Genomic DNA, 13,506 nt, shown 5'->3' on the forward strand with positions numbered 1-13,506 from the left:
ATTTTTGCCTCATGATTCATAAGTCGACCATAGATGCTGTATTCGAAACTGCCAGATTGGAGGAGGTTATTGGCGATTTTGTGCAACTGAAAAAATCAGGAAGTAATTTTAAGGGATTGAGTCCTTTTAGTGAAGAACGTACACCGTCATTCATGGTATCTCCAGTAAAGCAGATTTGGAAAGATTTTTCTAGTGGTAAAGGAGGTAATGTAGTGGCGTTTCTTATGGAGCATGAGCATTTCACCTATCCTGAAGCAATAAAATACTTAGCTAAAAAGTATAATATTGAAGTAGAAGAAACCGAACAAACGGACCAGCAAAAAGAACAGGCAAACGAGCGAGAGAGTATGTACTTGGTGAGCGAGTTTGCTAACGACTTTTTTCAGAATACGTTACATAAAACAGAACAAGGCAAGGCTATCGGTCTGACGTATTTTAAAGAAAGAGGGTTTACCACGGAGACGATGCAGAAATTTGGATTAGGATACTCTCCTGATGTTTGGGATGCATTTACTAAAGAGGCAATTAAAAAAGGCTATAAATTAGAGTTTCTAGAAAAAACAGGGCTTACTATTGTTAAAGAAGAAAAGCAGTTTGATAGATTTAAGGGAAGAGTCATGTTTCCTATTCAATCTATGTCTGGTCGTGTTCTTGGTTTTGGAGGAAGGATTTTAACAAACGAGAAGAAAGCAGCTAAATATTTAAACTCACCAGAGAGTGATATTTATCATAAAAGTAAAGTGCTCTATGGTATTTATCATGCTAAGCAGTCTATAGCCAAAGAAGATAATTGCTTTTTGGTAGAAGGGTATACCGATGTTATTCAGTTTCATCAGACTGGAGTAAAGAATGTAGTTTCTTCATCCGGGACAGCTTTAACTTCAGATCAAATTAGATTGATTAATAGGCTTACTAAAAATATTACGGTCTTATTTGATGGAGATGCTGCTGGTATGAGAGCTTCTATTCGAGGAATAGATCTTATTCTCGAGCAAGGAATGAATGTAAAGGTATGTAGCTTTCCTGATGGAGAAGACCCGGATAGTTTTGCGAAGCAAAATACTTTAGATGAACTTACAGCGTACTTAAAGGAAAATGCTCAGGACTTTATTCGATTCAAAGCTTCATTATTGCAAGAAGAATCTAAAACAGATCCGATTAAAAAAGCGGAGTTGGTACGAGATATGGTGGTTAGTATTTCGAAGATTCCGGATGTGATAAAGCGTGAAATCTATGTGCAAGAATGTTCTAGAATCATGGATATTTCTGAAGACGTACTTTTTGATACGTTAGCTCAAATTCGAAATGTTGATAATAAAGAGTCTCGGAAACAAGAAAAAGAAGCTAAAAAACCTCTGGAAGTTGTAGATCAAAAGATACAAAAGCAACCGAAGGTAAATGAGCTTAATAGTTTAGAAAAAAAGATTATCGAGATTTTGCTACTCTATGGTACCCAGGAAGAAGAGTTCGAAGATCTGGTGATGAAAGAAAATGAAGAAGGAGAGTTGTATTTGGAGCCAGAGCTTTACACAACGAAAGTGTTTGAAAAAATATATTTAGATCTTCAGGAAGACGAAATAGAATTTACACAAAGTATCTTCAGAGAAGTATATACCATATTGATAGAAAAGCTAAATCAGGAAGAAGACTTTAAAATAGAGCATTTCATAAATCAAATACCACCAGAAGTAGCTTACGAGATCACCGAAATTATGATGGATGAAGAACGTCATGCATTACATCGATGGTATGATAAAGAAATTCATGTGAAACAGAAAAAACACACTGTTTCTCAGTATGTTTCAGATACGATCTTAAACTTACGTAGATTCTTAATTAACCAAAAAATAAATGAGCTTTCACAAGAAGTAAAAGCCCAAAATTTTGAAAATAATCTTAATATTTTAGAGGATATTAGAGATTATCAAACGTTAAAAAAACTATTATATCAAAAACTAAATAGAGTGATTTAATTTATGTGTAATAATCTAGATTGATGTATAAGATCTGCTAGATTATCAACCTTTAGTTTTTTTAACAATCTTGTTTTGTAAGTACTTACAGTTTTTTCGTTTATAGACAAGGTGCTTGCAATATCTTTATTACGTTTACCAGAGGATAATAAATTCAATACTTCTATCTCTCTTGAAGAAAGTTTCTTGTATTTAACTACCATGTTATTTTCATTGGTATTCCCGTTTGCTAACTGCTGAGTAAGATTATCATTAAGATAAATACCACCTCGTGCAACTCTTTCAATAGCTTTTTTAAGAGTTTTGGTAGCAACGGTCTTGGATAGATATGCAGAAGCTCCAGCCTTAATTGCACTTAGTGCATACATTTCTTCTGGGTGAGAGCTAAATATAATAACCTTTATTCCAGTAAATTCTTTTTTTATGGTTCGCAAAGCCATAATACCATTAATCTGGGGCAAGTCTAATTCCATGATTAGTATATCTGGGGTATTAGATTTCAAAATATCATACATTTCATTTCCGTTACTTACTTTTCCGATGATTTCGAAATCTTCAGAGTTTCTAAGTAGAGAAACAATCCCTTTTCTAGTAATAGGATGATGATCTGCGATTAGTACGTTTGTCATTCTTGTTTACAATTGATAATGTTAATTTTTAATTTTAATGGGGTTAACATCTCTAGGGGTAATTCTGATATTTGTCTTTGTGCAAAATTACTAAGAACTACTAGTTGTAAACTTTTTTTTACCAAGTTATCGATAAAATGTTATTTAAATCAGATCAACGGGTATTTCACATACTGGAATTGGGACCATTTTGTGTTGATTTACGGCATTTAGACGAGAATAAATTGTAAAAACTTCTTTTTCTCTGCCAGAAAAATCGTCACTTTTCTTACCTAAATCCTTCATTTTCATAGCCCATTCCAGTTCGTCATAACTCGCTCCAATCTGATCCTCATCACTTCTACTATCTCCAAATAAACCATCTGTAGGAGTAGCTTTTTGTATCGATTCGGGTACTTCTAGTACTTTAGCCAATTCATATACCTGACTCTTTAATAAATCTGCAATTGGACTTATATCAACGCCGCCATCACCATATTTAGTATAAAAACCTACACCAAAATCTTCAACTTTATTTCCTGTACCTGCTACTAAGTAGCTATTTATCCCAGCTAGATAATATAAAGTCGTCATTCGTAATCTGGCTCTGGTATTGGCTAACGATAGATTTAATCGGGCTTCAGAGTCGCCGTTAGGAACTACAGTTTTAAATTCTTCAAACACTGGTGTAAGATCCACTCTAGTGTCAGATACTTTGTCAAAACGTTCTTTTAGTTGAGTAATATGTTCTTGAGCTCTGTTTACCTGACTTTGAGCCTGATGTATCGGCATTTCTACGCACAAAACATTCAATCCTGTTTTAGCGCACAAACTTGAAGTTACTGCACTATCAATACCTCCACTAATTCCCACAACAAAACCATTAATATTTGCATTATTAGCATAATCCTTTAACCAGTTTACAATGTGGTCTATTACTTTTTCAGTCTGCATATTCTATTTTTTATAGTAGTTTTAATTTATATCTATGTTACATTTATAAACTATTATTACAGTTACAATATATGATAATAGTAAATTTGCGATATAAAATTAATAAAAAAAGCTAGCGTTAAATAGGAAGAGTAATTATTTGTGTAGATATTATAATATTTGAATGAAGTATAGTAAGTTTTTAAAAATAGTCGCAGTTTTTTGCATAATCATATCTTGTTCTAAAGAAAGTAAAATTGAAAAGGAAATTGCTGCAATACCCGTAAAAATTGGAATAGAACGTTTTGATAGGATTTTTGCAGATGTTACGGAAGAAAATCTAGCATCTGTAAAAGATAAGTATCCTTTCTTTTTTCCAGGTGAGAATAATGATAGCATTTGGATCCAAAAGACAAAAGATACGTTACAGATAGAGATTAATCAGGAAGTTGAAAAAGCATTTACTGATCTTTCGGTAGAACGAGAGCAATTAGAGTCTTTATTGCAGCATATTAAGTATTATTTTCCAGAAGCCACTGTTCCAAGAGTGATTACGATTACTTCTAATGTTAACTATCAAAAAAAAATCATTTTATCGGATGATTTGTTAATCATTTCTTTGGATACCTATTTAGGAGCTGATCATCGCTTCTATGGTGGGATTCAAGCGTATTTGAAAGATCGTTTCGTAAGAAGTCAGATGTTACCAGATATCGCAACTACCTATGCGAGACAATTGGTAGAGTTGCCTAAAGACAGAACATTTTTGGCAAATATGATTTATTACGGAAAAGAGCTATACTTAAAAGATCTATTTCTTCCTGATTTTTTGGATAGTGAAAAAATGGCGTACACAGAAAGCCAATTCGATTGGGTGAAAGCTAACGAAGAGGAGATCTGGAGATATTTTATTGATCGACAATTATTATACAGTACTGAAGCAGATTTATCACCAAGATTTCTTTATCCAGGACCTTTTTCTAAATTTTATTTAGAGGAGATCGATCAAGAATCGCCAGACAGAGTGGGGCGGTATATAGGTTGGAGAATTGTAAGTGCGTATATGAAAAATAACAATGTATCTTTGCGCCAATTATTATTAACTGAGGCCGAAACAATTTTTAGTGCATCGAAATATAAACCAGCGAGATAATGGCAAATACTCATAAATCCGAAATCAAAATTGAAATTGAACTTGATGAGAATAGGGTTCCTGAAAAATTAAATTGGACAGCAAAAGATGGTGGTGTGGAAAACGAAGAGACAAAGGCATTACTGTTGTCAGTTTGGGACAATAAAAACAAAGAAAGTCTTCGTATTGATCTATGGACAAAAGATATGCCAGTGGATGAAATGAAAGTGTTTTTTCATCAGACATTGGTGTCTATGAGCGAAACTTTTAATAGAGCAACTCAGGATGAGAAAATGACGGCTACAATGAAGGATTTTTGTGATTATTTTGCGGAAAAACTTGATCTAAAAAGAAAGTAGTTTAGGATAGATATATGCTAAACTAAGTTAATTATGAAGCGAATAATCTTCGTGTATAATGCTCAATCTGACTCCTGGAGTAAATCCTTGGATTTTGCTCATAAAATTATAAGCCCTTCTACATATAATTGCAGTTTATGCAGCTTAACACATGGAAGTTTTTCTGAAAGAAAAAAATGGAAGATATTTAGAGAGACGACTTCCCATACACTGATTTTTGAATATAAAAATGAGTTTTTGAAACGGTTAGAAAATAACCATAATCAGACGTTTCATTTTCCAGTTATTGTAGAAGAAAATCAGGGTAATTATGACATTCTAATTAGTTCAGATGAGCTGAATAAAATAGGTTCTTTAGACGAATTAATAGAAAAAGTGAAGAATAAAATGGGCTAAGAAGAAGCAAGCTGTTGATTGATTTCTTCAATATAATTCAAAACATCATCCTTGCCTAAACCATTAGAAGAAGACGTGATAAAATAATTAGGCATCTCCTCCCAATATTTCAGCATTTCATTGGTGTATGCTTCAATGTTTTGCGGTAGTTTCGTTTTCGAAAGTTTGTCTGCTTTTGTAAAAATGATTGAAAAAGGTATTTGATTCTCTCCAAGCCATTGCATAAATTCCAAGTCAATCTTTTGGGGTTCGTGTCTGCAGTCTACAAGTACAAAAGCTGATACTAATTGAGTACGCTTCGAAAAATATGCAGTGATAAATTTCTGAAATACTTTTTTTGACGATTTAGAAACTCTTGCATAACCATAGCCAGGTAAATCTACTAAGAACCAGTTTTTGTTTATAATAAAATGATTGATTAGTTGTGTTTTTCCTGGTCTTCCAGAAGTTTTGGCAAGACTCTTTCTACCTGTCAACATATTGATCAAAGAAGACTTTCCAACATTGGATCTTCCTATAAAAGCATATTCTGGCAAATTGTTTTTAGGACATTTTGCCACATCGCTGTTACTCATTACAAATTCAGCGCTGCTAATCTTCATTAGATCCTTGGGATTAGAAATTACGCTCTTGTAACCAAGAATGTAATAGTTTGTTAAATTCTTCTGGGTGTTCCATCATGGCAGCATGACCACATTTATCAATCCAATAAAGGTCAGAATCAGGTAATAACCTGTTAAAATCATCTGCAACCTCAGGAGGAGTTACATTATCATTTTTACCCCAAATGATACACGTTGGTGTCTTCATGTTAGGAAGGTCTTTTGCCATGTTATGTCTTATGGCACTTTTAGCAATAGCAAGTGTTCTGATTAATTTGTTACGATCATTTACGGTAGCATAAACTTCGTCTACAATTTCTTTAGTAGCAATTGCTGGATCATAAAATACATTTTCGGCTTTTGCCTTAATGTATTCGTAATCACCTCGTTTTGGGTAGCTTTCTCCCATGGCACTTTCGTACAATCCAGAACTACCAGTAATTACCAACGCTTTTACTTTTTCCGGAAACATTTTGGTGCACAGAAGTCCAATATGACCACCAAGAGAATTACCAAGTAAAATTACTTCGTCATATCCAAGCTGGTCAATAAAATCTCTAAGATATTTGGCAAATGTGCCAACACTAGTTTTTATTAAAGGCATTTCATACAGAGGAAGCTCTGGAATCAATACTTTATATCCATTTTTTGGAAAATAATTGCTAACGCCATCAAAGTTGCTTAGTCCACCCATCAATCCGTGTAAAATCACGATTGGCGTGCCTTCCCCAAGCTCTAGATAACTGAATTTTCCGTCTTTTTTTAATTCGTGCTTCATTAATACTTCTTACAAGAATTAAAAGCAAATATAGCATTTTCATAATTAGTTTGAAGATTTTTTATGAATACTGCGACAGTATTTTTTTAGATTTTTTTAATCCTTCATTTTTTTTCTTCCTGAATAGGTCAAAACCAAGAATTTATACCTAAAACGATATTTCATTGATAAGCAAAATAGTAGGGTGAGAGTGTTGAGGTTTGAAGATTTTTGGAGACAACTTATTAACAATGTGGTAGATTGTGGTAAAAAGTGGTAAAATTTTCAATATATTTGACTAATTATAGAAGTAAGAAGGAAAAAGTGGTAAATCTTATAGGTACATACGAGTGTAAAGCTGACGCGAAAGGTCGTCTGATGTTGCCTGTAGCATTTAAAAAACAGCTTTCGTCAATTTTGCAAGAGGGTTTTGTATTAAAACGTTCAGTGTTTCAGTCTTGTTTGGAGCTGTATCCAATGGAAGAATGGAATCTGCTAATGCAAAAAATGAATAAGCTGAATCGCTTTAAAAAAAAGAATAATGATTTTATCCGAAGGTTTACAGCAGGAGTTAAGGTTGTGGAAATTGATACAACAGGACGTCTTTTGATACCTAAGGATTTAGTGAGTTTTGCTGGGATTACCAAAGAGCTAGTGCTGTCATCTGCTGTTAATATTATTGAGATATGGGATAAGACTCAATACGAAAAAGCAATTGATGATGCCGCTGTTGATTTTGCAGACCTGGCAGAAGAAGTAATGGGATTCGACGATGAAGCAGACGGAATATCATAATCCAGTTTTATTAAAAGAAACTGTAGATGGACTAGATATAAAACCAGATGGGATATATGTAGATGTGACCTTTGGAGGAGGTGGTCATTCTAGAGAGATTTTGAAAAGACTTGGTCCGAATGGAAAGCTATATGCTTTTGATCAAGATAAAGATGCTTTAACAAATACTATTGATGATGATAGGTTTGTATTGATTAATGAAAATTTTAGGTTCATAAAAAGATTTCTTCGTTTTCATGGGGTTCGCAAAGTTAATGGTGTTTTAGGAGACTTTGGGGTTTCTTCACATCAATTCGATGTGGCCGAAAGAGGTTTTTCAACCAGATTTGAAGCAGATCTTGATATGAGAATGAATCAGGATCACGAATTATCCGCCTATCATGTGATTAATGAATATGATGAGTCGGATTTAAGAAGGATGTTTTTGCAATATGGGGAGTTAAGAAATGCTCCAAAATTAGCAAGGGCTATTGTGGGAGCTAGAAATAAGCAGCCTATCAAAACAAGTTTAGAGCTAAAGGAGATATTAAAGCCTTTTATGGTAAAGCATAAAGAGCATAAGATACTTGCTCAGATATACCAAGCTATAAGGATTGAGGTGAATCAGGAAATTGAAGTATTGAAAGAATTTTTAATGCAGACACAGGAGATACTAGGTGTTGGAGGGAGAGTGAGTTTTATCTCTTATCATTCTTTAGAAGATAGATTGGTAAAACGATTTATTCGTAATGGGATGTTCGAAGGAGAACCAGAGAAGGACTTGTATGGTAATGTGTCGGTTCCTTTTAAAAGAGTGGGAAAGTTAATTGTTCCTTCCGAAGAGGAGATTAAAATAAATAATCGAGCTAGAAGTGCAAAATTAAGAGTGGCAGAGAGAATTTGATAAAAAGTTATGAAGCAGACAGTGTATGATATATTAAAAGGTAAGTTTTTGATCGCTGATGATGCGATGAAAAATTGGCGTATGCTTCTCTTTCTTTCATTTTTAGCCATTATTATGATTGCAAGTTCTCACAATGCAGAAAGTAAGGTTCATGAAATTGCTAGGTTGAATAATGAAGTAAGAGAATTGAGAACGCAATTCGTAGATGGAAGAACTGAGTTGATGCAGTTAAAAATGGAGTCTTCAGTAATTGAAAAGATGACGAAGAAAGGAATTAAAAGACCAACAAGACCACCACAGAAAATAATAGTAAAAGAATAATTTGTTTTGGCAGTAAAAGATAAGAACATATTAAATAGGTTGTACTTCATTTCAGGATGTATGTTCATCTTCGCTATTTTGGTGTTGGTAAAACTGGTAAAAACACAATTTGTCGAAGGGGATACATATCGTGCTAAAGGAGAGCAACGAGTTTTTAAAACATTTGATATACCAGCCAATCGAGGTAATTTGTATGATAGTAAAGGGAATTTGTTAGCTACTTCAGTTCCTAAATATGATATTCGATTTGATGCGGTAACGGTAACCGATAAAGATTTTAGAGAAAATATAAATGAGTTATCTAAGGCTTTGTCTAAAGAATTTGGGAAATCGGCAGAGTATTATGATGGTGCATTAAGAAGGGCTCGAGACAATAAAAATAGATATTTCTTAGTCAAAAGGAATTTAGGGTATTCTCAGTATATGAGAGTAAAGAAATTTCCTTTGTTTAAATATGGAGCTAATCGTGGCGGACTGATTGTGGAGCAACGTACGATTCGAGAACATCCTATAGGAAAGATAGCTGAGAGAACTGTAGGTTATGAGCGACGTGATGACCAAGGATATTATACCAGAGTAGGGCTCGAAGGAGCTTACGGTCCATTTTTGAGAGGTAAAGAAGGAAAACGTAAAAAACAAAAAATTGCAAAAAACCAGTGGAAACCTATTGGAGACGCAAATGAAGTAGAACCTCAAGATGGATTTGATGTGATATCTACAATTGATGTAAATGTGCAAGATATTACACATCATGCATTGTTAGCACAATTAGAAAAGTTTGAGGCTGAACATGGAACAGTTGTAGTAATGGAAACTAAGACTGGTGAGATTAAAGCAATTTCTAATCTAGGTAGGACGAAATCAGGAAAATACTACGAAAAATTAAATTATGCGGTGGGAGAATCTCATGAACCTGGATCTACCTTTAAGTTAATGGCAATGGTCGCGGCGCTAGAGGATAAAGTAATTGACTCTAGTTATGTTGTGGATACAGAGAATGGAAGAGTTCGATTCTATGATCGTGTAGTGAAAGACTCGAAATGGGGAGGATATGGGAAAATTTCGGCAGCTAAAGCTTTCGAGTTATCATCAAATACAGCTTTTGCTAAAATCATAGATGAAAATTATAAAGAGGATCCTAAAAAATTTGTAAACCGATTGATGAATATGGGCTTACATAAAACATTAGGATTGTCTATTAAAGGAGAAGGGAAGCCTAAAATACCATATCCAGGTGATAAAGATTGGTACGGAACTACGCTTCCGTGGATGGCTCATGGATATGGGGTTGCCGTAACACCTTTGCAAACATTAGCATTTTATAATGCGATAGCAAATGATGGGGAGATGGTAAAACCGAGATTTATTAAAGAAGTAAAAGCTTGGGATAAAACTCAAGAAAAATATGATAAAGAGGTTTTGAATCCTGCTATCTGTTCCAAAGAGACTGCTAAAATAGTTCAGGAAATGATGAAGAATGTAGTTATCAGAGGTACAGCTGATAATATACATACAGATAACTTTCAGATAGCTGGGAAAACTGGTACTTGTTGGGGTAATTATGGAAAAGATAAAGAAAGAGAATATATATCCTCTTTTGCTGGATATTTTCCAGCAGAAGATCCGAGGTATTCTTGTATCGTTGTAATTCATAAGCCGAATAAGGAGAAAGGATATTATGGGAATATAGTAGCTGCACCGGTTTTTAAAACTATCGCACTAAAAGTATATAACGATATACCTGTGGTTGATGAAGTAAGTGCAGATATTGTTGAAAGTAAAGAGATAAGTGAGAGTTATGAAGGGTATTTTCAAAAAGCAAGAAAGCATAAAACTATAATGCCTAATGTAAAAGGAATGCCTGCAATGGATGTGATTTCTCTTTTAGAAAATATGGGACTAAAAGTTGAAATCAAAGGTTCGGGAACTGTGAAAAGTCAGTCTATAGAACCAGGAACAAAAGTTAAGAACAATCAAACTATTAGGATAGAATTATCGTGATCGAGTTAAAAGATATTTTATATAAGGTACCTATTAATGCTGTTGTTGGAAATACTGCAACAACTATCAATAAGATTGAATTTGATTCTAGAAAAATCAAACAAGATGATGTCTTTGTGGCAATTTCGGGGACGGTTGTTAATGGGCATGATTATATAGAGAAGGCAACTAATAATGGAGCAATCGCAATTATTTGTGAGGAGATGCCAGAGTTTTTGATTGATGGTTTGGTGTATGTTCAAGTAGAGGATACTCAAAAAGCATTAGCAATAATAGCAAATAACTATTTCGGATCTCCGTCTGAGAATTTGAAACTGGTTGGAGTAACAGGGACTAATGGAAAAACTACCATAGCAACCTTATTGTATCAGCTTTTTAAAAAAGCAGGATTTAAAGTTGGGCTTCTTTCAACCGTAAAAATACTAGTGGATGATGTAGAATTTAAGGCTACTCATACAACACCAGATTCGCTTACAATTAATCATTATCTGAAAGAAATGAATGATGCTGGTGTTGAGTATTGTTTTATGGAGGTCAGCTCTCATGGGATTGATCAAAAAAGGACTGAAGGATTGGAATTTGAAGGAGGTATTTTTACGAATCTATCTCATGATCATTTGGACTATCATAACACTTTTAAGGAGTATCGTGATGTTAAGAAACGATTTTTTGACCAGTTAGGTAGTAAAGCTTTTGCTTTAACAAATAAAGATGATAAAAATGGAAGCTTTATGCTTCAGAATACGAAGGCAAAGCAATATTCGTATGCACTTAAATCATATGCAGATTTTAGAGGGCAAATTCTTGAAAATAGTTTGGGCGGTCTTTTATTAAAAATAAATGATAATGATGTTTGGACAAAGTTGATAGGAAGTTTTAATGCGTATAACCTTTTGGCAATTTTTGGAACCGCTGAATTGTTAGGTCTAGAAACCTTAGAGATTTTACAATTACTAAGTGATTTAGAAAGTGTGAGTGGTAGATTTCAGTATTTGATTTCTGATAAAAAAGTAACAGCCATAGTCGATTATGCACATACTCCTGATGCTTTAAAAAATGTCTTGGAGACGATCAATGATATCCGTACCAATAACGAAACATTGATTACAGTAGTTGGTTGTGGAGGAGATAGAGATAAGGCAAAAAGACCTGTAATGGGAAATATTGCAACAGCTCTAAGTAATAAGGTGGTTTTTACAAGTGATAACCCAAGGACTGAAAATCCGGAACAGATTATAGAGGATATAGAAAAAGGAGTGGAGCCACAAAATTATAAGAAAATCATATCCATTACAGATCGTAAACAGGCAATCAGAACTGCTTGTCAATTTGCAGAAGAGAATGATATCATTCTAATAGCTGGAAAAGGTCATGAAACATATCAAGAGACAAATGGTGAGAGGATCGATTTTAATGATTTTGAAATAGTAAAAGAAGAACTTAAAAAAATAGGAAAATAAATAAACCCTTTTCATTCCAAAGTTTTTTGGATGTAATGGAAAGGTATTGATGAGTATGTTATATTATTTGTTTCAATATTTAGAAAATGAATATCAGTTCCCTGGAGCATCTTTGTTCCAGTTTATCACCTTCAGAGCGGCGATGGCGATTATCTTATCGTTATTGATATCTACTATCTATGGTAAACGAATTATCAGTTTCTTAAGAACTAAGCAGATGGGCGAAAGTATTAGGGAATTAGGTTTAGAAGGACAAGCGGAAAAAGCTGGTACTCCAACAATGGGAGGAATTATTATAATCCTTGCTACTGTGGTGCCTGCATTGCTTTTTGCTAAAATCGATAATATATACATCATCCTTTTATTGATTACCACCTTGTGGATGGGAGTAATTGGCTTTACAGACGATTATTTAAAGATTAAAAAGAAAGATAAAGAAGGGTTGGCGGGTAAATTTAAAGTAATTGGTCAGGTTGGATTAGGTCTTATTGTTGGTTGCACTATGTATTTCCATGATGATATTACGATAAAAGAAGAGAAGTTAAATTCTGATATCGTTCAAATAGAATCTAGTGAAGAGCAATCAGATTTTAACCCTGCGGTGAAATCTACTAAAACTACGATTCCGTTTTCTAAGAATAATGAGTTTGATTATGCCAGTTTGATCACCTGGATCAATCCAGACTTAGCTAAATATGCGTGGTTGATTTTTATTCCTATTGTAATTATTATAGTAACTGCGGTTTCGAACGGAGCGAATCTCACGGATGGGATAGATGGTCTGGCAGCTGGATCTTCAGCAATAATTGTACTTACACTGGCGCTGTTTGCTTGGGTGTCCGGTAATATCGTTTTTTCAGATTATCTCAATGTAATGTATATACCCAATTCGGGAGAGATGACCATTTATATTGCTGCTTTTGCTGGGGCACTCGTTGGGTTTTTATGGTACAATACATATCCGGCACAAGTTTTTATGGGCGATACAGGTAGTTTGACAATTGGCGGGATCATCGCAGTAATTGCTATTGCTATTAGAAAGGAACTTCTGATTCCTATTGTTTGTGGAATATTTTTTATAGAAACCCTTTCTGTAATGATGCAGGTAAGTTGGTTTAAGTATACTAGGAAAAAATATGGAGAAGGAAGAAGGATATTTTTGATGTCGCCATTACATCATCATTATCAGAAAAAAGGGATTCATGAGAGTAAAATAGTTGCAAGATTTTGGATTATAGGAATTATTCTGGCAATTGTGGCAGTGATTACTCTTAAAGTAAGGTAGT

Annotated in this window: 14 protein-coding genes; 10 read left to right on the forward strand and 4 right to left on the reverse strand. The window is 34.0% G+C overall.

Going from position 1 to position 13,506, the window contains the following annotated elements:
- Positions 1-11: 11 nt before the first annotated feature.
- Complete coding sequence (gene dnaG, locus Q1B37_RS03365) at positions 12-1,973, forward strand: DNA primase (RefSeq protein ID WP_299895422.1); 1,962 nt, start codon at positions 12-14, stop codon at positions 1,971-1,973.
- Here dnaG and Q1B37_RS03370 read toward each other — a convergent pair.
- Both Q1B37_RS03370 and nadE read right to left on the reverse strand, forming a co-directional pair.
- The gene (locus tag Q1B37_RS03370; RefSeq protein ID WP_091407582.1) at positions 1,970-2,602 is read right to left on the reverse strand and encodes a response regulator transcription factor; all 633 of its coding nucleotides are present in this window, start codon (positions 2,600-2,602) and stop codon (positions 1,970-1,972) included. The genes dnaG and Q1B37_RS03370 overlap by 4 nt on opposite strands.
- A 144-nt stretch (positions 2,603-2,746) precedes the next feature.
- Positions 2,747-3,535 (reverse strand): NAD(+) synthase, encoded by a 789-nt coding sequence (gene nadE, locus Q1B37_RS03375; protein ID WP_299895424.1) that lies wholly within the window; start codon positions 3,533-3,535, stop codon positions 2,747-2,749.
- Between the two features lie 163 nt (positions 3,536-3,698).
- Between nadE and gldB the strand changes: the two genes are divergently transcribed.
- Genes gldB through Q1B37_RS03390 form a run of 3 tightly spaced genes read left to right on the forward strand, consistent with a single transcriptional unit; the run spans position 3,699 to position 5,401 of the window.
- Positions 3,699-4,667, forward strand: a complete 969-nt coding sequence (gldB, locus tag Q1B37_RS03380) for a gliding motility lipoprotein GldB (RefSeq protein ID WP_299895425.1) — start codon at positions 3,699-3,701, stop codon at positions 4,665-4,667.
- Entirely contained in the window at positions 4,667-5,005 is a 339-nt protein-coding gene (gldC, locus tag Q1B37_RS03385) for a gliding motility protein GldC (protein ID WP_299603030.1), read from the forward strand. Before gldB ends, gldC begins: the two co-directional genes overlap by 1 nt.
- Positions 5,006-5,038: 33 nt before the next feature.
- Positions 5,039-5,401 (forward strand): GTPase, encoded by a 363-nt coding sequence (locus Q1B37_RS03390; RefSeq protein ID WP_299603029.1) that lies wholly within the window; start codon positions 5,039-5,041, stop codon positions 5,399-5,401.
- On the opposite strand, the gene yihA is transcribed toward Q1B37_RS03390, so the two are convergent.
- A complete protein-coding gene (yihA, locus tag Q1B37_RS03395; RefSeq protein WP_299895429.1) occupies positions 5,398-6,003 on the reverse strand; it encodes a ribosome biogenesis GTP-binding protein YihA/YsxC in 606 nt (201 codons plus the stop codon). The two genes, Q1B37_RS03390 and yihA, sit on opposite strands and share 4 nt — an antisense overlap.
- 13 nt (positions 6,004-6,016) lie before the next feature.
- Positions 6,017-6,781 (reverse strand): alpha/beta hydrolase, encoded by a 765-nt coding sequence (locus Q1B37_RS03400; protein WP_299603025.1) that lies wholly within the window; start codon positions 6,779-6,781, stop codon positions 6,017-6,019.
- A gap of 303 nt (positions 6,782-7,084) precedes the next feature.
- On the opposite strand from Q1B37_RS03400, the gene mraZ reads away from it, so the two are divergent.
- From mraZ to mraY, 6 genes are read left to right on the forward strand one after another with little or no spacing between them, the layout of a single operon-like run.
- Positions 7,085-7,555, forward strand: coding sequence for a division/cell wall cluster transcriptional repressor MraZ (gene mraZ / locus Q1B37_RS03405; RefSeq protein ID WP_299895847.1), 471 nt, complete (start codon positions 7,085-7,087; stop codon positions 7,553-7,555).
- On the forward strand, positions 7,533-8,438 hold the full coding sequence (gene rsmH, locus Q1B37_RS03410) for a 16S rRNA (cytosine(1402)-N(4))-methyltransferase RsmH (RefSeq protein WP_299895431.1): 906 nt from the start codon (positions 7,533-7,535) through the stop codon (positions 8,436-8,438). Before mraZ ends, rsmH begins: the two co-directional genes overlap by 23 nt.
- A gap of 9 nt (positions 8,439-8,447) precedes the next feature.
- Positions 8,448-8,759, forward strand: coding sequence for an FtsL-like putative cell division protein (locus Q1B37_RS03415; RefSeq protein WP_299603019.1), 312 nt, complete (start codon positions 8,448-8,450; stop codon positions 8,757-8,759).
- A 6-nt stretch (positions 8,760-8,765) separates the two neighbouring features.
- Positions 8,766-10,760, forward strand: coding sequence for a penicillin-binding protein (locus tag Q1B37_RS03420; protein ID WP_299895433.1), 1,995 nt, complete (start codon positions 8,766-8,768; stop codon positions 10,758-10,760).
- A complete protein-coding gene (locus tag Q1B37_RS03425; RefSeq protein WP_299895435.1) occupies positions 10,757-12,220 on the forward strand; it encodes a UDP-N-acetylmuramoyl-L-alanyl-D-glutamate--2,6-diaminopimelate ligase in 1,464 nt (487 codons plus the stop codon). Before Q1B37_RS03420 ends, Q1B37_RS03425 begins: the two co-directional genes overlap by 4 nt.
- A gap of 55 nt (positions 12,221-12,275) precedes the next feature.
- Positions 12,276-13,505 carry a phospho-N-acetylmuramoyl-pentapeptide-transferase gene (gene mraY / locus Q1B37_RS03430; protein ID WP_299604647.1) on the forward strand — a complete coding sequence of 410 codons (1,230 nt, stop codon included), beginning with the start codon at positions 12,276-12,278 and terminating at the stop codon, positions 13,503-13,505.
- The last annotated feature ends 1 nt before the right edge of the window (position 13,506 follow it).

The organism is uncultured Aquimarina sp. (assembly GCF_947492965.1).
Classification (GTDB): domain Bacteria; phylum Bacteroidota; class Bacteroidia; order Flavobacteriales; family Flavobacteriaceae; genus Aquimarina.